Consider the following 19,019-nt stretch of genomic DNA (forward strand, 5'->3'; position numbering starts at 1 on the left):
TCGCGGCGCTCAGCCCACCATGCTGTTCAACTCGATGATCGGCAGCATCACCGCCAGCACGATCATCAGCACCACCCCGCCCATCGCGAGGATCAACAGCGGTTCCAGCAAGCTGGTCAGGAACATCGTGCGTCGCTCCAGTTCCAGCGCCTCGCCTTCCGATGCACGGTCGAGCATCGACGTCACGTCGCCCGTCGCTTCGCCGGAGCGAATGAGATGCACTAACACTGGCGGAAAGGTACGCGTGTTACCCAACGCGCGTGACAGCGAGGTTCCCTCGCGCACGCGTACGATCGCCTCATCCACCAGCGAACGCATGGCACGATTGTTCAATGTTTCCCCGGCGGCCTGAAGCGCGCGCAGAATCGGCACGCCGGCGGCGGTCAGGATCCCGAGCGTCGACGCGAAGCGCACCGTGTTATAGCCGCGCACCAGCTTGCCGGCGAGCGGCGCGCCGAGCAGCCAGCGATCAAACGCCAGGCGCGGCCCGCTTTGCTGCAGGATGCGACGCACGAGCCAGATCGTGACCACCACGGTCAACAGAATCGCCCACCAGCCGTGCCACACGAACGACGACAGCGACATCATCATCACCGTTAGCAGTGGCAATTGCTGTTTCGTGCTCGCGAACACGCTGACCACCTGCGGCACCACGTAGCTGAGCAGGAACGTCACAATGCTGAACGCCACCAGCGTGACAATGGCAGGGTACGTGAAGGCGAGTTGGATCTTCGAGCGCAGCGCGTTGCGCTGCTCGATATAGTCAGCCAGCCGGGACAGCACGAGCCCAAGCTTGCCAGTATGCTCGCCGGCCGACACCAGTGCGCGATAGATCTCTGGGAAATCGCGCGGATGCTGCGCCAGCGCGCCGGCCAGTGACTGACCGCCGAGCACTTCGGCACGGATGGCAGCAATCAACTCGCGGATGTACTCGCGCTCGGCCTGGTCCGTCAGCACACCGAGCGCTTCGTCCAACGGCAGCCCGGCGATCAACAAGCTAGCCAGCTGGCGCGTAAAAAGTGCCTGCTCACGCTGCGACAGCTTGCGACCGAATACCAGCCGCTGGCTGCGCTCGCCACGCGCGCGGCTGCCAGCGGCCTCAACCAGTAGCGGCGTCAACCCTTGCGTGCGCAGCTGCGCACGCGCGGCGCGCGCGCTGTCGGCCTCGACGACGCCGCGTTGCGACTTGCCTGTGGCGTCAATCGCCTCGAATCGGAAAGCGGGCATAAGCGGTCCGTGTTATTCCCCGCCGGTCACGCGCAGCACTTCCTCGAGCGAGGTCACGCCGGTGTCGAGCCAGCGCTGCGCATCCTCGCGCAATGTACGCATGCCGCCCGCGCGTGCGCGCTGGAGCAGTTCGGCATCCGATGCATTGCGGTGAATCAGCGTGCGGATCGCGTCATCAATCACCAACAGTTCATAGACACCACGGCGGCCGGTATAACCTGAGTGGCCACATTGGTCGCAACCGACCGGATGCCACTGCACGCGGCCATCATCAACGCTCTGTCGCTTACATACCGGACACAACTGGCGCACCAGACGTTGCGCGAGCACGCCCAGCAGGCTCGACGCGAGCAGATAGGGCTCCACGCCCATGTCGGTAAGCCGCGTCACCGCGGATGCCGCATCGTTGGTGTGCAACGTGGCCAGCACCAAGTGCCCGGTCAGCGACGCCTGCACCGCGATCTGCGCCGTTTCCAGGTCGCGGATTTCTCCAATCATGATGATGTCCGGATCCTGCCGCAGGATTGAGCGCAGCGCGCGAGCAAAATTCATCCCGATGCGATCATTGACCTGCGTCTGCCCAATGCCGGACAAGTCGTACTCAATCGGGTCCTCGACCGTCATGATGTTCGACGTCTCGGTCTCCAGCCGCGACAGCGCCGCATACAACGTCGTGGTCTTGCCCGAGCCAGTCGGGCCGGTCACCAGCACGATGCCGTGCGGGCGTCCAATCAGCTTGTCGAATTGCGCAAGCGTATCGGGGCCCATTCCCAGCCGCTCTAGGTTCAGTCGCTGCGCATCCTTCTCGAGCAGCCGCAGCACCGCGCGTTCACCGTGACCAGTGGGCAGCGTCGATACCCGAACATCAACCGGACGCCCGCCGACGCGCAACGTGATGCGCCCGTCCTGCGGCAAGCGCTTTTCGGCGATGTCCAGTTGCGCCATGATCTTGATGCGCGAGATCAGCGCGCCATGCAGCGCCTTTTTTGGCCGCACCACGTCGCGCAACGTGCCGTCCACGCGAAAACGCACGACCGACGTGTGCTCAAACGGCTCGATGTGGATATCCGACGCGCCTTCGCGCGCAGCTTGTGTGAGCAGCGCATTGATCATCCGAATAATCGGCGCGTCGTCCTCGGACTCGAGCAGATCCTCGACCTCCGGAATGTCCTGCATCAGCCTGGACAAGTCGACTTCGCCCTCGACCTCGCCGACCACTTGCGCAGCGCTGCCATCCTGCCGCGCGTACGCGCTGTTGATCGCCTGCGTCAATTCATCTGACGGCAAGCGGGTCAGCGTCAGCGCGCCGAAGTTGCGCGCCACCTCAGCCAGCGCCGCGGCACTGGTGCGCTCGCTGATCCAGACATCCAGTCCGCTGGCGTGCTGGTGCGCGATCAGGATCTGGCCGCTGCGCGAGAACGCGTAAGGCAGCAGCCGCGCGGCCAATGGCGACGGCGGCTCGCGGCCGACAACGGTTTCGTTCGAAGCAGTCACGGTACGCATCAACGGACCTGTCGTTACAGAAAGGGCGGGCGTCACGGACGCTGTTCGGGCGTCACCGTAGAATCGACCGGCGACGCGGGCGCCGGCAACGCGCCCACCGGTGCAGCAGCATCGTCGACGGACGCGTTGGTTGCACCGGGTGCACCCGGTGCAGTATCAACAGAGGGCGGTGCGCTCGCCGCTGCCGCGCCATTGTCGCGCGCATCAACTCCATTGCCATGGTACGGTCCGCCGCGGCCATATGTCGAGCGCAGGTCGAACACGTTGTTCGCTGCGGGCCCGCCTCCCTCGTTCGGCCCCAGCGGCGCGGGCGGCAGCAACGGCGTTTCGCGGTCCTTGATGATCCGGTTATCCGATTGGTATGCAGCCTGCTCAGCACGCAAGTACTCGTAGCGGTCCAGCGCCAATTGGCTACTGGTGCTCTGGTCGCGTACGATCACCGGACGCAGGAACACCATCAGGTTCGATTTCGTGCGCGCCTTCTGTTCGCTACGGAACAGGCTGCCGAGCACGGGGATATTGCCCAGCCACGGCACCTTCGAATTGCCGTTCATGTAGTTGTCCTGGATCAGGCCGCCGAGCACGATAATCTCGCCGTCGTCCGCGAGCACGGTGGACTGGATCGAGCGCTTGGTGATCGACACCCCACCAGGGTTGGACTGCGTGCCTTGCTGCACGGCGGAATCCTCCTGGTAGATTTGCAGCTTCAGCACACCGCCCTCGCTGATCTGCGGCTTGATATGCAGCGTGATCCCCACGTCCTGGCGATCGAACGTGTTGAACGCGCTGACCGACGTCGTCGTATTGGCGGTCGGCGTCGCGTACGAACCGGTCACCACCGGTACGTTTTGGCCGACCACGATCCGCGCCTCTTCATTGTCCAGCGTGATTAGGTTAGGCGTGGACAGGATGTTGGTATCGCTGCTCGTGGCCAGTGCCTGCAACAGGCCGCCCAGACCGAAGACCTTACCGAAGCGGTGCAACAGGCCGATGTTCAGGCCGTTGTTGAGCAAATTGTTCGGGCCAATCTGTGCAGCCGCGGTGGCCGGGTCCTGCGCGACGATGGCGCCGGTGGCGCTCAAGCCGACGATGCCCTGGCTGCCGTTTGCATTGAAGTTCGAGCCGCCATACAACCCATTGTTGCCGTTGTTCGACAACAGCGCGCCCTGCCATTGGATACCGAGGTTGGCACCGGTGGTCGCGTTCATGTCCACGATTACCGCTTCGATGTAGACCTGCGCCCGGCGCTGGTCGAGCTGGTCGATCACGTTGCGGATGTTCCGGTACAATGGCTCTGGCGCGGTGATGATGAGCGAATTGGTGGCTGGGTCGGCCTGCACGATGCCGCCCTGCGCATTGTCGTCGTTGCTACTCTCCTTGTCGCTGAAACTCTGGTCCCTCGACTGCCCGGAGCCGAATCCGCCGATGCCGCCACTGCCCGACAGCGGGTTGCGGCTCATCGCACTGGACGAGCCCGACGGCAGCGGTGGCAGCCCAGAAGCGCCAGTGGAGGTGCCAAGACCGCCGCCGAATGAATCGGATTTACCGCCGCTGCCTAGCGATTCCGAGCCCGTTGCGCCGCGGCTGCCCTGTCCGAGCATGCCGCGCAGCGTCTTGGCCAAGCGCACCGCTTCCGCGTTGCGCAGCGGCACCACATGGATATTGCCCGGTTGCGTCGTCGGCGCGTCCAGCGTCGCAATCAACGATTTCGCCGCCGCCAGCCTTGACGGGCTCACCGCGCGCAGCAGCACCGAATTGGTCCGCGGGTCGGCGTTCACGCTCACGCGCAGCGTCGCATCGGTGCCCCCGATTGCACCCGGGTCGAGCAGCTTGCCCAGTTGTTGCGCGACATCGACCGCGCTGGCGTTCTTCAACGGCACGATCTGCACTTGTGTCCCGGCCGACGTGTCGATGCCCTGGATGATCCGGCCGATACGGCGCACGTTGTCCGCGTAGTCGGTCACCACCAGCGTATTGTTCGCCGGATAGGCGGCAATTTGGTTATTTGGCGAGATCAATGGGCGCAACACCGGCAGCAGGTTGTTCGCTGACTCATTGCGCAATTGGAACACTTGTGTGACCACTTGGTCGCCGCGGGCCGGCGTCGTGTTGCCGATATAGGTCGGCACGCCTTGCAGCTTCGCATCGGCTTCCGGCACGACCTTCAGCACCCCATGGTCCTGCACCAGCGCGAACCCCTGCATCCGTAACGCGGACTGCAGCGTCTTGAGCGCTTGATCCTGCGGCACCGGCTGCTCGGAAACGAGGTTCAATTGCCCCTTAACGCGGGGGTCGACAATGATCGTCTTGTTGGTCGCCGCGCCGACTGCCTTGGCGACCTGGTCAATATCGGCATCGACGAAATTCAAGGTGACCTGCGCGCGAGCGGGCGACGCCCCGAGCACGGCGGCGATCAGACCCGCGACCAGCAGCGAACGCGCCATGCGCCGCGCAGGAAAACGATTCTGTGTCATTGGATAGTGGTGTTTGGCGCCGGCCGGGCGGTGCCCAGGCCGATCAATTATGCAAGTAGTTTGGTGTGATGCCGCAAAAGATGCCATGCGGGGTGCCAAAATTGCAACATTAACAGCTTTTTAACGCTGAACTATCACAAGAACGATCATTCGTCGAATTCGGACAAAAAGCTATCTCTAACCGATCCTTACTTGCGCACGCATTGCTCACCATGGCAAAAATGCCGGCGGCGGATTATTCCGCCTGCCGCCTCTGTGAGCAACCGCCTAGTTCCGCCGCCTATCGTGCCAGATAATGGGCCACGCGCGGCACAACTCGGTGGCGTGCCGCGCAGTGACGCGTGCCGGCGCGAAGCCACGCCCCAGACCGGGCATCCCAATGCGTTACCATGAGCGACGAAGTGGCACGAGGGTACACGTGCCGGCACGCGCCGGCCGTGCCGGAGTCGCATTGTACACGCCGGGTGCCGCCTTGAAACTGCTCCTGTCCGAAACGATGAAATTGAGATCCGTCACCTCGATCGCCTTTGCCGCCAGCCTGCTCGCGCTGACGTCACCGCGCGCGCATGCGGACTGCTTCGACAACGCGGCTGCCTATCATCACGTGAATCCACTGATCCTGCGCGCGATCGCGTGGCAGGAGTCGCACAACCGACCTGATGCGCTGCACAAGAACGCGAATGGCTCGACCGACTACGGCCTGATGCAGATCAACTCGATCCACCTACCCAAGCTTGCGTCGTACGGCATCTCGCACCAAACGCTCATGGAACCATGCAAAGCCGTCTACATCGCCGCCTGGCACTTACGGCGCCAAATGGACAAATACGGCAATACCTGGCAGGCGGTCGGTTCTTACCATTCCGAAACACCGGCGCTGCGCGACAAGTACGCTAAGCAAATCATGGCGATCCTGAACAAGTGGAACCTGCTCGCACAACGCTGAGCTAAGCGGCACAAGCGACGGCGGCAGGTGTAGAATGTGACGATAACTTCCGCCCCCCTCCCTGTCACCGTACTCTGCGGCTTTCTTGGCGGCGGCAAGACCACACTGCTCAATCATATCCTCGCGAACCGCGCCGGCTTGCGCGTGGCCGTCATTGTCAATGATGTCGCGTCGGTCAATATCGATGCGCAACTGGTACGCGGCGCGAGCGAGCTGTCGCACGTCGATGAACGGCTCGTCGAGCTTTCGAATGGCTGCATCTGCTGCACGTTGCGCGACGCAATGGCAAGCAGGACAGGAGGGCGCCGATCCGTCGGCATGGCAGGAATTCGCCGACCCGTTTCCGCAATGGAGCGAAGCGTTCGATCACGTCAGCGATGCCGATGACCCACCCAAGAACACACCCGGGGTTGCCGGCGTTCGCTAGCCGATCAATGTACACCGCGGTGCCGCGCGCCACGTCCGGCGCGTTCGCCGGACGTGGCGCGGGGAAAGTGCACCCGCTCGCGGGCGGCGGGCGGCACGGCTGCCTGCGTCAGCGCTTACCGCTTGTTGACGGCATCCTTGAACGCCTTGCCGGCCGTGAACTTGACCGTCTTTGCAGCGGGAATCTTGATCGTCTCGCCGGTCTTCGGGTTACGGCCAGTGCGCGCTGCGCGCTTGCCCGAGCCGAAGCTGCCAAAGCCAATCAACTGGACGCTGTCGCCCTTGGACACAGCCTTCTTAATAACTTCGAGTAGCGTGTCGAGCGTCTCACCGGTTTGCGCCTTGCTGGCACCGGTCTGCGCGGCGACCGTGTCGATCAGTTCCTGTTTGTTCATACGTATCCTTCTAAAGTTGGTTGATTATGAACGCCACAAACGCGCCGATTATACGTGCGCGAGCCCTGGCGTCGAGTCCCGCGATCTTGCTGCAAGCGTTCCGCAAGCCACCTGCGACGATGCAACGTATAGCGTTGCCGCCTCCCATCTCGAACTGGTGCACCCCTACGTGCGTAGACGGTACTTGCTATGATAACCACGGCAAACCCTTTATTGACAAGGGTTCTGCAGAATTTACCTGCTCTTTCATGCGCTGTGCGCAGTTTATGCCGAAAAGGAACGCGATGTTCGCTCCCATCCCGATAAAAACCCGGCCAGCGTTGGTTTTTGCCAACGTTAGAGCCCAATGACTGGCCCGCTCATTGCCGCGCAGCTTGCATTGCGCGAGGACGGCACCCCTTATTCGCCGCTGTTCAATGATGTCTACCATAGCGCGATGGGAGGTATCGGCCAGGCGCTGCACGTATTCGTTACGGGAAACCGACTGCCCGCCAATTGGCAACACAAAGCGGTGTTTTCGATCGTGGAGACCGGCTTCGGGCTCGGCTTAAACTTTCTCGTCACATGGTCGCAATGGCGCGGCGACCCCTCGCGATGCGATCGGCTACATTTTGTTTCCGTCGAAAAACATCCGTTCAGCCGCGACGATCTTGACACGCTACTCACGCGCCTGCTCGATTCGCATGCCGAACTGGCAGGCCTTGCGCGCGAGCTAGTAAGCGCCTGGCCCATGCTCACGCCCGGCCTCCATCGGCTGGTGTTCGATAACGGACGCGTCACATTGACACTGGCACTGGGCGATGCAGCGCAAATGCTGCCCAAACTGGCCGTGCGCGCCGATGCGTTCTATCTCGACGGCTTCTCGCCGGCCAAGAACGACGCGCTATGGTCGCCCGCCATCTTCAAGGCGCTGGCCAGGATGGCCGAAGTCGGCGCCACGTTCGCCACTTATACCTCGGCCGGCAAGGTCAAAGCCGCGCTCACCGGCGCCGGTTTCGTGCACCGTAAGGCACAGGGCTACGGCGCCAAGCGCGACATGCTGGTCGGTGAATTTGCACCGGCCTACCGGGTCCGACGCCACGAACCGCCGCCGCGCGCTGCCTGGACGCACCGCCATGCGATCGTGGTCGGTGCGGGACTGGCCGGCTGCGCAGTAGCCGAGCGGCTGGCTGCGCGTGGCTGGGCGATCACACTGCTGGAACAGCGCGAAGCACCGGCGAGCGAAGCGTCAGGTAACCCGGCGGGCGTGTTCCATCCGATGATCGCGCGCACGGTGACACCCGCCACGCGGCTCTCGAGTGCGGGCTTTCTGTATGCGCTGCGAGCCTGGCAGACATTGGCCGACGCCGGCCATACGCTGCATTGGCACGCCGGCGGGCTGCTGCAGCTCGCGCAAGACGACGTCGAGGCCGCGGCGTTACGCAACGCCCTCGCCGCGGCCCGACTGCCGACTGGATTCGCCGTCGCGGTGGACCGCGATGCAGCCAGCGCCTACGCTGGCGTCACGCTTGAACGCGGCGGCGTCTGGTTTCCCTATGGCGGATGGATCGCGCCGCCATCGCTGTGCTGCGCCCAATTGGCCGCGGCCCGTACCGCGCTCGCCGCAAACGGCCAAAGCCCGGCGTGGCGCACGCTGTTCAGCGTGCGCGTTGAGCAACTCGTCCATGATGTGGAAGGCTGGCACGCGCTTGATGCAACGGGCAGGCGGATCGCCACGGCACCCGTCGCGGTCATCGCCAACGCGCACGACGCGGTCCGTCTGTGCCATTTAGCACACGCGCCGGTGCGATCGGCCCGCGGGCAATTGACAATATTACCACATGCCGCACCGACTTCGCTTCGTGTGCCCGTAATGGGCGATGGCTACGCACTAGCACTGGATAACGGCCGCCTGATGACCGGTGCCAGCTACGACATGGATGACACCGGCTTGGACGAGCGGCGCGCGTCACACGACGAGAATCTCGCCCGTCTGCGCGCGCTAATACCGGGAATTGCGCCGTCAATCGACTGGGCCAAGGTACAGGGGCGGGTGGGCCTACGCTGCGTGGTCAGTGACCGGCTACCCATGGTTGGTCCGCTAGCGGACGAAGCGAATCCGATGGCAGCCGGCGCCTCCCAGTCCGGCGCTCGGCTGCCGGATCTGCAACGGCGCTCTGGCCTGTACGGTGCATTCGCTTATGGTTCACGAGGACTCGTGTGGTCGGCGATAGGCGGCGAATTGCTCGCCAGCCAGATCAACGGCGAGCCTTGGCCCCTGGAGCGGGACCTGGCCGACGCATTGGATCCGGCGCGTTACCTGCTGCGGGCACTGCGCGCTGCAGCTCAGCGATAGAGCGGCGCAGTGACCTGACGTCCGTTCGCGGTTATCCACCTCGTGCTGTGGATAACCGTATGGGTTACTGACGCACGGCATGTGGACCCATTCTGGGTAACAGCTGGCTGTGAACTTGCGGTCAGAAAGTTGTTCGGCGAAAGCAGTGCGCGCCACACATTTTTTCCGAAGACTTCTCAGTATGGCAAGTAGATGTTTACAAGAGGTTAACTTAGGTTATCCACAGGCAGAGCACCGCGTTGTTAACTGCTACTACGTTTACATATACGGTAAACCTTAAAACCAACACTCGGTCATGCCGAGTTAGACAAATGGGCGATATGTCAGGATCACCTACACAACACAGCCAGGTTTCGTCATGCATCAAGTCAACTAAATTCACTACTCGCTGTTCTTCGTGCGCTGTAAACAATTGGCCATTCCACCCATGCAGTACGGTTTGCTAACCCAGCTGTCGCATGTACTAAGGGTGGTTTGATTACGTGGGAGTCAAGTGAACAAGACCCAGTGCCAATGCATCGAGCAGCTACTCGGGAACAGACGCACATCCGTCAAACTCCTCAAATAGCATCGCGAGTGGCATACATCGGTCAAAATCACCCATCACTCGTGCCTAACCAATGCGTACCACGTTGTTTTTACCGACTCAGGCGTATCGATTTCGTTTGAAATCCACAAAGTTGCTTCGAGATAGCCGGGCTATGGCAAAATCGAGCACTTTCTACTCTGCTCGTATTTGCTCGGGCAGCCAATCCGGCTTATCCGGCATCGCACGGGACACATAGCTACAACGATCTGCGGTGCAACAGCGGACGCGCCCGTCAGGCGACGCAGCCGCCACCTTGACGGAACGTGCCCAACCGGTCGTATCAGGCTGTGGATTGCTTCACGCCGTGGTATTTCGATGCGGTGTTCGCACAGGGTATATCGCCACGCGTGCCGCCCGGCGGCCACGCGCAAACCGGCGACGATCGTAGATAATGAGCCAGCCGCGCCGGTGGTGCGCAACGACTGTCCTCTAGGCAAATACTTTGCAGAAACGCTGGATACTTGACAGGAGAAGGCATCACGATGAAGTCGGCGTTTTCTTTTTTTCCGAGCTGGCCGCTGGTTCCCGACGCGGTTTTCTATGCCGGCCTCATCTTACTGATCGCCGGGTTGTGCGGTGAAGCCTGTTGGCGGGCGTTTCGCTTACCGCGCATTACCGGCTATGCGATCATCGGCCTGGTGGCTTCGGGCACCGGTGCGCATGCGATTGATGCGACATTGGGTTTTTCGACACGCTTGTTAATGGACGTGGCACTCGGCTTATTGCTGTTTGAGCTTGGCAGCCGTGTCGACTTGCGTTGGTTGCGCAAGAATCCATGGCTGATCGTATCGAGCCTGGCCGAGGGGGCGTTGACGTTCATCGCGGTGTTTGGCGCATTGCTGTCGTTGAAGATGCCGGTCGTCGAGGCAACCGTGCTGGCGGCGATCGCGATCGCCACTTCGCCTGCGATGGTAATCCAGTTAAAGACCGAACTGCGTGCACAGGGGCAGGTCACGCAGCGTTTGCTGACCCTCGCGGCACTCAACAGCATGTACGCTGTCGTATTGGTGAAGCTGGTGTCTGGCTGGTTGCACCAGGAGTACTACGGCAACGCGTTCGCCACGATTGTGCAGCCGATTTACTTAATTGTCGGCTCGTCGGTGTTGGCCTATGGGCTTGCGCGCAGTTGTAATTTCCTGTACCGGCGTATCGGTTTGCAAGACGAGCATTCATTTGTCGCGATCTTTGGCCTCGTGCTCCTGGCGATCGCCATCGCGCATCTGTTCAAGTTGTCCACGGTTCTGGCCTTGCTCGCAGCGGGAATCATCTTCAAGAACTTGGATGAGCGCCCGCAGCTGTGGCCTGAGCATTTCGGCAGCGCCGGCTGGCTGCTAACCGTGATCCTGTTTGTGTTGACGCTACTTAGCTTCCAATGGTCGCAGATCGCCATGGGTGGATTGGCCGCGCTTGTGTTAATCGTCGCGCGCTTCGTCGCCAAGCTGGTGGGTGTACTGGCATTTGCTAAGCCCAGCGGTATCGACCTGCGTCAAGGTACTGCGCTGGGCGTGTCGCTTGCGCCGATGTCCGCGCTCGCGTACTTGCTGATGGACGACACCTATGCGTTGTATCCTGACTTCGACCCCGCGTTTCGAGCCGTGCTGATGTGCTCGATTGTCACGCTGCAACTGGCTGCGCCACTGCTCGTGTATTGGGGACTGGCGCGCGCGGGTGAACGGCGTCAATGACAATTGGTGCAGCCGCGATATGCGGCTGCGGCCAGGTGTACAACAAGCGAAGCATCCAGAGGCGTTGATTATGGCACTCGAACCCTTCATCAATTCGGAGCCGTTCACGTTCGGCATCGAGCTAGAGATCCAGGTCGTCAATACGCACGACTATGACCTGACCAAGGCCGCATCCGATCTGATGCGGCTGATCAAGGACCAAAAGGCCCCAGGCGTGGTCACACCCGAGATCACCGAAAGCATGATCGAACTGTCGACCGGCATTTGCCGCTCCCATGCACAGGCGCTGGACGAGCTTCGCGCGCTGCGTGACATGCTGGTTTGCGCGGCCGATCAACTCAATGTCGGGCTATGCGGCGGCGGCACGCATGCATTCCAGCAATGGAACGAGCGGCAGATCTTCGACATGCCGCGGTTCCAGTATCTATCGGAACTGTACGGCTATCTGGCCAAGCAATTCACCGTGTTCGGCCAGCATGTGCACGTCGGCTGCCCGGACGCGGACAGTGCATTGTTCCTATTGCATTCGATGTCGCGGTATATTCCGCATTTCATCGCGTTGTCAGCCTCATCGCCATACGTGCAAGGTGTGGATACGGGATTTCATTCGGCACGGCTAAATTCGGTATTTGCATTTCCGCTCTCGGGCCGCGCGCCGTACGAGCTGACGTGGAAAGGTTTCGAGACGTATTTCTCGAAAATGGTCAGCACCGGCGTGGTGAACAGCATGAAGGATTTCTACTGGGACATCCGGCCGAAGCCCGGCTACGGCACCATTGAGGTACGCGTGATGGATACGCCGCTGTCGATCGATCGGGCTGCGGCGATTGCGTCGTACATCCAGGCGCTCGCACGTTACTTGCTGCTCGAGCGGCCGCTGACGCTGTCCGAGGACGACTATCTCGTCTATACGTTCAACCGTTTTGAGGCATGCCGTTTCGGACTTTCCGGTGTATTTGTCAATCCACAGACCCGTGAGCGGCGCACGATCGGTGAAGATATCCTGGCAACGCTTGCTGCACTAGAGCCGCATGCACGCGCGCTGGGCTCGATCGGCGCGCTGACCGATATCGAGCGAATTGCGCGAGGCGGCGAGAATGATGCGACATGGCTGCGCAATGTCTTCAGCCTGGAACAGTCGTTACCCGAAGTGGTGCGGCAGCAGACGCTACGCTGGCGAGGCTGACACATTGCCGCGTTGCCACTATCGCTGTGCCGGCAATTGTTTCGTAATCCCGGATGTATGGCGTGTGGTGGCCGCGCCCGGATCGACTTATTGAATAACGAATAGCCCCACGGAACCCCAGTAATTTATCGTTGTCCGCCATAATATGTAGGCATCCGGAAAGCTTGGTAAAGGTTCGAAATGTTTGCGCTTAATACGGTAGTGGGCTCGATTCGACATCCTCACCAAGATTATCAGAATTTTCGTATAGAACAATAATAGTCGTTAACAAAGGCGGGCCCACAGCGTGGAAAACTGCAGAAAACACTAGTACATCAATATGTTATGAAAATGATAACAATAGAGATTGCGGCGTTGCTACGTTGGATCGCGATGAACAGAGGTTAGCTTGCCGCTACCGTCGGACACTTATTCAGAATTGATGCACCATGATCGACGCCGTTTTTTCACGGGTTTATCCACCGTTTATGTTTGATTGCGACATGACCTATCATTCAGGATCGCATAGAATGGACACGTCGATCTGGTAACGTGGCCACAGAACATCGTGGTACGAACTTTCATTGTTGGCGTTCTGGCGCATGGCTGCGCGGCGCCAACAGTGAACCGGGCGGCGGGAGCTGCAGTGCATTGCTGCAGGTTCCCATCTTTATAATTATCTTGGATGGATTGCAAAACACGACTATGAGCGAAGGGGTCTACGGCGATAGGGTAACCGGTCGAATTACCCATGGGTTGCTGCGGCTGAGTACGGCAATGCGCAGTCAGGCCTGGGGCTGGGCAGAAGGCGTGGGCCTAACGCCGACCCAGGGAGAAATCCTGGTGTTGTTGATGCAGCGCAAGGGACCGATGCGTCTAGGCGAGATCGCGCGTGAAACGGCATTGACACCGGCCACCACCAGCGATGCAGTCAGTACCTTGGAGAGCAAGGGCTTGGTCGAGAAACGCCGCGCGCTGGACGATGGGCGGGCGCTCGCGGTGCGCCTGAGCGCGCGTGGCAAGACGGCTGCCAAAAAGGCGTTGCAATGGCCCGACTTCATCGGGCATGCACTCAGTGTGCTGCGCACGGAGGAGCAATCGCACTTCTATCGCTCGTTGTTGAAGATGATCTGGCAGATGCAGGAGAAGGACCATATTCCACGTCATCGGATGTGTGTCTCATGTACTCATTTTGTGCCGAGCAAAACGCCGAAGAAGACACCGCACCGGTGCGAGTTGCTCGATCTGTCGATGGGCGACACAGACCTGCGGCTCGATTGTTCGGTCTTTGAAGAAGCCGACGTACCCACACAGAAGAGAACCTGGAAGATCTTCTCGCAAGCTGTCTGAGGGGGAGCGCCGCAACGTCGTCGGCTGCGCGACATGACGCTCGCGAACCGGATCGTCATGTCGCCGATGTGCCGGTATTCAGCGTTGCAGGGCCGGGCCGCAAACTGGCACATGATCAGTTTGGGCCAACTGGCGCTGTCCAGGGCCGGCATACTGGACCATCGAGGCGAGCGCGGTGGAACCGGCTGGCCGTATCACGCCAGCGGACCTCGGATTGTGAGACATGCGCGGTACGGCTCGTCGGTGCGATCCGCGATGCATTCGATGCGTGCCCGCGTTGAACAGCGCAATGGTGTGCGTGTACGATGCGGAGTTTCACAGTTGATTCTTCGGGGAAGGACGATTCGATGAGTTCACGCAGGATCGCCGTACGCCGCTCTGGAGTGCATGGCAAAGGCGTGTTCGCGACCAGCAGGATTGCGCCGGGCGAGCAGCTGATCGAATACAAAGGAGAGCGCATTTCCTGGAAGGAAGCGCTGCGTCGCCATCCGCACGATCCTGAGCAGCCGAACCATACATTTTATTTTGCGCTAGATGATGGCACAGTGATCGATGGTAAGGTTGACGGCAACAGTGCGCGCTGGATCAATCATTCGTGTGCGCCGAACTGCGAAGCGCAGGAGGTCGACGGGCGCGTATTCATCCATGCGATCCGTACGATCGAGCCGGATGAGGAGTTGTTCTACGACTATGGGCTGGTCATCGACGCACGACTGACAAAGAAGCTGAAGAAGGAATATGAATGCCGGTGCGGCGCGAAGAAGTGCCGCGGTACGATGCTCGCAACATCGTCGCCGGTGTCCGGCAGCGGCGGTAAAAAGCCGCGTGCCAGCAGCGGCGACGTGAAGCCGCGCAACAGCAGTCGCCAGCACGGCAATTTGGCCTCGGTGAAGAAAAAGCGCTGAACGCGGCGGGGCCCGTGCCGGCCAGGCCGGGTTGTATTCGTAGGCCGCGCCAGAGTTCAGTGGGCCGGTCCCGGCGGCGGATCATCGTGTCCAGGCTGGCGCAACGACGGCAGCGGCAGGCGCACGATAAATCGTGATCCGCCGCCTGGCGTGTCTTCATAGTGGATCGAGCCACCGTGCAGCGCGATGATGTCCCGCACGATGGCCAGCCCCAGGCCCGCGCCCATCGGCCCTTCGCTGCCGGTCTGCGCATCGCCGCGGAAAAAGCGCTTGAACAGGTCGGCATGCAGCGCCTTTGGCACACCGGGGCCGTTATCCTCGACAACCACTTCCGCCCAGCGGCGCAGGTTGGCGGGCGGCCGGGCTCCGGGGGCGCGCTTGGCTGATTCGACGGCCACAGTCGCGCGATCGTCGGCCGATTCGGCCTCGGAGAGCAGGACATCGACATGGCCGACCGTGACCGTGACGGTGCCGCCGCCGCTGGGCCGCGCCGGTGGTACATATTTGAGCGCGTTATCAATCAAGTTGCCGATGACCTCGCGTAGCAGCACTGGATTACCCCGCACGATCAGCGGTTTGCCATCCAGTGGTGGATCGTAGTGAAAGCCCAGATCCAGCTGCGCGGCCAGCGCACGGGGCACCCATTCCGCGCCGGTGTCGAACGCAAGCTCGGTCAGGTCGATATCGACAAATCGCGCGTTTTGCTCCTCCGGTTCCGCACGGGCTAACGACAACAATTGGTTCGATAGGCGCACTGCGCGGTCTGCCGAGGTGCGCAGCTCGTGTAGCGCAAGCCGCAACGTCGTATTGTCCTTGGCCACGCTGGCCTGTTCGGCATGCAGCTTGACTGCGGTCAACGGCGTGCGCAGTTGGTGCGCGGCATCGGCAATGAACTTGCGCTGTGCGTCTAGCGCCGCTTTTAACCGATCGAGTAACGCGTTCAGTGCACTGGTCAATGGGCGGATTTCCAGTGGCACGTGTGTTTCATCCACGGGCTCCAGCGATCGGTGCGTCTGGCGGTTCAGCGAGTCAGCCAGGTCGGTGAGCGGATTCAATTGCTGGTTGACTACACGCCATACGATTGCCCAGCCGGCGAACAGCAAAATTAGCAGCGGTATCATGATCGCGACGAGGAATTCAGCGGCGATTTGGTAGCCGTGTGTGACGTGCTGGCCCACCTCGATGATGATTGCATCGCCGTTTACCTGTTCGACCCGTACCTGGGCCACCCGCACCAGGCTGTCGCCATAGCGGGCGTCGAACACGTACGCGTAGTGCATGTGGCGCACCCGCGTGCCGTGCAGCGGCAATGCCGGGTCGCCAGCGATCAGCTGATTGCCGCGGCTCACCCGGTAGATTAACTGCTGCACCGGATCGGAAAACATCGCATGCGTGAGCGGCGGCACGGTCCGCGGCGCGTCCGGCCCAGACAGCTCGACCTGCCGTGCAATCGCGCTGGCCAGGTCGATCATCGAACGGTCAACGACTCGCTCGGTGTATTCCCACGCGAGCCAGTACGCGATGAGTCCGCTCATCAACGCTAGCATTGACAACGGCGCCGCCAGCTTGCGCAGCAGGGAGCGGCGTAGACTCTTGGCAGCAATCACGGATTCTGGCGGATTTCCTGAAGCAGGTAGCCGAAGCCGCGCACGGTCACGATTTCAACGCGGCAATGCTCAAGCTTCTTGCGTACGCGGTGCACATAGACCTCGATCGCCGTGTCGCCGAGGTCGCCGCCGAAGTGCGTCAGGTGGTCCTGCAACTGCGCCTTGCTGACCACGCGCCCGTGGCGCAACAGCAGCATCTCAAGCACCGCGAACTCGCGCGGCGACAACTCGAGCGGCTTGTCGTCGTTGAAGATGCGCCGATCGACGCCGGATAGCCTCAGGCCGCCGAGGCTTACCTCCGGACGCGGCATGTCGCCATGCGACCCGCTGCGGCGCATGATCGCACGGATCCGGGCCTCGAGTTCGGCCGGCTCGAACGGTTTGATCATGTAGTCGTCGGCGCCGCTGTTCAAGCCCTGCACGCGGTCGTCCAATTCGTCGCGGGCGGTTAGCACGATGACCGGCGTATGGCGATTCGTCTGCCTGAATCGCGCCAGCAACGTCATGCCGTCGATGCCCGGCAAACCCAAATCGAGAATCACAAGTTCATGCCGGTTCTGTGTCAAGGCCTGTTCCGCAAAAATGCCGTCGTGGACCATGTCCACCGTAAAGCCCGCCTGCTCTAGGCTGCTCTGGATACCCCGTGCGATGGGGCGGTCATCTTCGATCAGGAGAAGTCGCATGAAAGTCGCTCAAGTACAATGGGTTGGACCGCCTGCCGGGGCGACAAGGCCCCGCGTTTTGCACAAGGGCCCGCGATGTCCAATATCTCGATTCACGAACTGGAAGCTGCAATCAACTACTGGCGTGCTCGCTCGCCGTCCACCGGTGATGAATTGCGCCTGGGCAACGAGGCGAGCGCGTTATCGAAACCTTATGCGCTTTTGATTGTAACGCGTCAGCACGCCATTCCGGAGGACGCGCTAGACCCCGTGGCGCGCGAGGCGTGGCAGGCTTACATACGGTTGAACGGGCGCTGACATTTGTGAAAGGCAGCGCCCGCGCGAGCCTTTAACAGCATGACGCGCCGACGATCGAATCGATGAAGCCGGCCAGCTCGACGTCACGCGTGGTGATGCCGCCTGCCTCGTGCGTGGCCAGTGTGATCTCGACCCGATTGTAGACATTGAACCATTCCGGATGATGGTTCATTTCCTGCGCCTTGATCGCCACACGAGTCATGAAGCCGAACGCCGCGTTGAAGTCGGCGAACTGCAACTTGCGCTGAATCGCGTCACGGCCGCTGACCGGCTGCCATGCGGGCAATGTCGAGCCGAGCTTCGAGCGCTCGTCGGCGCTGAGTTTCTGGATCATGTCGTCACTTGTTTCTGCAGCAGGTCAACATAGGCATGCGGCACGAGGTCTGTGTCGGATACACCCAGCTTGCCGAAGATATCGAGTGCTTCAGCTTCGCCACCCGCCTCCTCGTCATCCTGTGCGAGCACGACTTCAAGTTCGACGAAATCACCTAGGCCGTCGACACGATCCAGATGGATCCGGGTGCGGCCGGCCAGGTAGACGGTGCGCTCCTTTGTGACGATGCCGCTCGTGCCCAGTGCCGCAGCTAGGAGCGCATGCGTGGCGTGCGGATTCGCGACCGGACAGCGCTGGTAGAACGACACCTTTGGACCATCGCGGTCATCGCGTTGGTAGAAGATCAACTCGGCTGGCGTGCCATCCTCGAACTGCCGTAGTTTCAGCCTGCCGCGCGGCACATCGTAGAAGTGATCCTGCTGGCGGTACACTAACGGGGCGTCGCCGTTGGCGAGCGCCGCCGCGCGCTCGCGCAGCGCGTCGATGTTCGGAATCCGGGCCTTCATTTCGATGTTACGTGCCATTGATCTCTCCACGACGATGGGTGCGGTAAATGGCCGAACGGCGCTTGCCGCGCGGCTGCTCATGCAGCTTAGCGTATCATCGTGTCATTGTGCCCATTGTTGTTCGACTAGTCGCAGCGCAGCAGCAATCGCTGGCTCGTGGTGGCGCCGGCGAGTATGACTACATCATTGTGGGGGCGGGCACGCCATGCTGCATGCTGGCGAACCGGTTCTCGGTGGATCCGGGCATCCGGGCCGGGGGTCGAGCAGATGATCCAGACATGACATGTTTTCAAGCGAAGACAAGATTTCAGAAGAGTCGCTGGCGATTGCCATGCGAATTCATGATTTACTGAACCGCCATGGTGTTGGCAAACGCCAACATGCGGCGGAGGTACAGCGCATCCTTGGGCTAAGTTATTCGCAGGCTCACCGGAAGATGAAGGGCGCCAATCCGTGGACCATTGCGCAGGTCAAGGCTGTGGCGCAAGCGTATGGTGAATCTGCGGCGATGCTGCTCGATGGGCTGGACTCAGGCGAGCCGGTTGGGGCGCTGGCCGCGAAGATGCAAGAAGCGGTGTTTTATGTGGGAGAT

Annotated in this window: 17 protein-coding genes and 2 pseudogenes; 11 read left to right on the forward strand and 8 right to left on the reverse strand. The window is 61.2% G+C overall.

Annotated features, from left to right (window positions below; genetic code table 11):
• Positions 1–9: 9 nt before the first annotated feature.
• Genes gspF through gspD form a run of 3 tightly spaced genes read right to left on the reverse strand, consistent with a single transcriptional unit; the run spans position 10 to position 5,204 of the window.
• Complete coding sequence (gene gspF / locus KQH55_RS00170) at positions 10–1,227, reverse strand: type II secretion system inner membrane protein GspF (RefSeq protein WP_235089961.1); 1,218 nt, start codon at positions 1,225–1,227, stop codon at positions 10–12.
• Between the two features lie 12 nt (positions 1,228–1,239).
• Complete coding sequence (gene gspE / locus KQH55_RS00175) at positions 1,240–2,730, reverse strand: type II secretion system ATPase GspE (protein WP_076796732.1); 1,491 nt, start codon at positions 2,728–2,730, stop codon at positions 1,240–1,242.
• A 32-nt stretch (positions 2,731–2,762) separates the two neighbouring features.
• A complete protein-coding gene (gene gspD, locus KQH55_RS00180; RefSeq protein ID WP_235089962.1) occupies positions 2,763–5,204 on the reverse strand; it encodes a type II secretion system secretin GspD in 2,442 nt (813 codons plus the stop codon).
• 496 nt (positions 5,205–5,700) lie between these two features.
• On the opposite strand from gspD, the gene KQH55_RS00185 reads away from it, so the two are divergent.
• The 3 genes and pseudogenes from KQH55_RS00185 (at position 5,701) to KQH55_RS00195 (ending at position 6,577) form a co-directional block, all read left to right on the forward strand.
• Complete coding sequence (locus KQH55_RS00185; protein WP_076797326.1) at positions 5,701–6,150, forward strand: lytic transglycosylase domain-containing protein; 450 nt, start codon at positions 5,701–5,703, stop codon at positions 6,148–6,150.
• A 36-nt stretch (positions 6,151–6,186) separates the two neighbouring features.
• Positions 6,187–6,429: pseudogene (locus KQH55_RS00190) on the forward strand (GTP-binding protein); the annotation flags it as partial.
• Complete coding sequence (locus KQH55_RS00195) at positions 6,401–6,577, forward strand: hypothetical protein (protein ID WP_170872373.1); 177 nt, start codon at positions 6,401–6,403, stop codon at positions 6,575–6,577. The pseudogene KQH55_RS00190 and the gene KQH55_RS00195, both read left to right, overlap by 29 nt.
• Positions 6,578–6,692: 115 nt before the next feature.
• On the opposite strand, the gene KQH55_RS00200 is transcribed toward KQH55_RS00195, so the two are convergent.
• Complete coding sequence (locus KQH55_RS00200; protein ID WP_076785847.1) at positions 6,693–6,971, reverse strand: HU family DNA-binding protein; 279 nt, start codon at positions 6,969–6,971, stop codon at positions 6,693–6,695.
• A 346-nt stretch (positions 6,972–7,317) separates the two neighbouring features.
• Between KQH55_RS00200 and mnmC the strand changes: the two genes are divergently transcribed.
• The 6 genes and pseudogenes from mnmC (at position 7,318) to KQH55_RS00230 (ending at position 15,000) form a co-directional block, all read left to right on the forward strand.
• Positions 7,318–9,306 (forward strand): bifunctional tRNA (5-methylaminomethyl-2-thiouridine)(34)-methyltransferase MnmD/FAD-dependent 5-carboxymethylaminomethyl-2-thiouridine(34) oxidoreductase MnmC, encoded by a 1,989-nt coding sequence (mnmC, locus tag KQH55_RS00205; protein ID WP_076796734.1) that lies wholly within the window; start codon positions 7,318–7,320, stop codon positions 9,304–9,306.
• 1,071 nt (positions 9,307–10,377) lie between these two features.
• Entirely contained in the window at positions 10,378–11,580 is a 1,203-nt protein-coding gene (locus tag KQH55_RS00210) for a cation:proton antiporter (protein ID WP_076785849.1), read from the forward strand.
• A 70-nt stretch (positions 11,581–11,650) separates the two neighbouring features.
• Positions 11,651–12,766 (forward strand): YbdK family carboxylate-amine ligase, encoded by a 1,116-nt coding sequence (locus KQH55_RS00215; protein WP_076787538.1) that lies wholly within the window; start codon positions 11,651–11,653, stop codon positions 12,764–12,766.
• A gap of 684 nt (positions 12,767–13,450) precedes the next feature.
• Positions 13,451–14,095, forward strand: a complete 645-nt coding sequence (locus KQH55_RS00220; RefSeq protein WP_076785850.1) for a MarR family winged helix-turn-helix transcriptional regulator — start codon at positions 13,451–13,453, stop codon at positions 14,093–14,095.
• Between the two features lie 33 nt (positions 14,096–14,128).
• A pseudogene (locus KQH55_RS00225) lies at positions 14,129–14,312 on the forward strand (oxidoreductase); the annotation flags it as partial.
• A 130-nt stretch (positions 14,313–14,442) separates the two neighbouring features.
• On the forward strand, positions 14,443–15,000 hold the full coding sequence (locus KQH55_RS00230) for an SET domain-containing protein (protein ID WP_076785851.1): 558 nt from the start codon (positions 14,443–14,445) through the stop codon (positions 14,998–15,000).
• A 56-nt stretch (positions 15,001–15,056) separates the two neighbouring features.
• Here the strand turns inward: KQH55_RS00230 and KQH55_RS00235 are convergent, their stop codons facing one another.
• Together KQH55_RS00235 and KQH55_RS00240 are read right to left on the reverse strand one after the other, a co-directional pair.
• Complete coding sequence (locus tag KQH55_RS00235; RefSeq protein ID WP_235089964.1) at positions 15,057–16,547, reverse strand: sensor histidine kinase; 1,491 nt, start codon at positions 16,545–16,547, stop codon at positions 15,057–15,059.
• 56 nt (positions 16,548–16,603) lie between these two features.
• The gene (locus tag KQH55_RS00240; RefSeq protein ID WP_076785853.1) at positions 16,604–17,290 is read right to left on the reverse strand and encodes a response regulator transcription factor; all 687 of its coding nucleotides are present in this window, start codon (positions 17,288–17,290) and stop codon (positions 16,604–16,606) included.
• A gap of 75 nt (positions 17,291–17,365) precedes the next feature.
• Here KQH55_RS00240 and KQH55_RS00245 point away from each other — a divergent pair, with 75 nt between their 5' ends.
• Positions 17,366–17,587, forward strand: coding sequence for a DUF3717 domain-containing protein (locus tag KQH55_RS00245; protein ID WP_076785854.1), 222 nt, complete (start codon positions 17,366–17,368; stop codon positions 17,585–17,587).
• Positions 17,588–17,618: 31 nt separating this feature from the next.
• Here the strand turns inward: KQH55_RS00245 and KQH55_RS00250 are convergent, their stop codons facing one another.
• Both KQH55_RS00250 and KQH55_RS00255 read right to left on the reverse strand, forming a co-directional pair.
• Positions 17,619–17,921, reverse strand: coding sequence for a 4a-hydroxytetrahydrobiopterin dehydratase (locus tag KQH55_RS00250; protein WP_076785855.1), 303 nt, complete (start codon positions 17,919–17,921; stop codon positions 17,619–17,621).
• Positions 17,918–18,445, reverse strand: coding sequence for a class IV adenylate cyclase (locus tag KQH55_RS00255; RefSeq protein ID WP_076785856.1), 528 nt, complete (start codon positions 18,443–18,445; stop codon positions 17,918–17,920). Before KQH55_RS00255 ends, KQH55_RS00250 begins: the two co-directional genes overlap by 4 nt.
• 265 nt (positions 18,446–18,710) lie before the next feature.
• Here KQH55_RS00255 and KQH55_RS00260 point away from each other — a divergent pair.
• Positions 18,711–19,019: helix-turn-helix domain-containing protein (locus tag KQH55_RS00260; RefSeq protein WP_255763039.1), on the forward strand; the 309-nt coding region annotated here is incomplete at its 3' end.

The sequence above is a fragment of the Mycetohabitans sp. B3 genome (genome assembly GCF_021498065.1).
In the GTDB taxonomy this organism is placed as follows: domain Bacteria; phylum Pseudomonadota; class Gammaproteobacteria; order Burkholderiales; family Burkholderiaceae; genus Mycetohabitans.